The following is a 395-nucleotide window of genomic DNA, read 5'->3' as shown; positions in this document are numbered from 1 at the left end:
GGTAATGCTGTTCACTTAAGCGGAGCAGCCTTACGATCCACCGGAAACCGGGTCTTTGATATCTTCACCGTCCTGGGTCTCGAAGGCCTTGGACGGTGGTTCAGAAACATCCCTCCAACACCCGCCCTTAGCTCCGCCAATCGTCTTCCCGTTGCTGAAATTGGGTTAGCCGCTGCCATCACGATCAACTGAACGGCGATGTATTGGCAGGCTGGCTTGAACCGGATATCCGACGGCGCTCGACCAAAAGCCATTGCGGCTTGACTCGCTTCGCGGCGAATCACGTTGTAGGCAAGCAACAAGCCCCAGACCTCCTGATACACCAAGTCGATCTTCTTGCTGCGTAAGGTCATTGCGTTCTGCTGCATCGAGCTTTTGATATCTCTGAAACCCAG

1 pseudogene is annotated in these 395 nt (G+C 54.4%); it reads right to left on the bottom strand.

The features are described from left to right. Positions 1–11 precede the first annotated feature (11 nt). Positions 12–395: pseudogene (locus AACY08_RS30140) on the bottom strand (IS4 family transposase); the annotation flags it as partial.

Origin of the sequence: Pseudomonas sp. EL_65y_Pfl1_R83 (genome assembly GCF_963970695.1) — a bacterium.
In the GTDB taxonomy this organism is placed as follows: Bacteria; Pseudomonadota; Gammaproteobacteria; order Pseudomonadales; family Pseudomonadaceae; genus Aquipseudomonas; species Aquipseudomonas tritici.
This window is presented reverse-complemented; position numbering and strand designations above follow the sequence as displayed.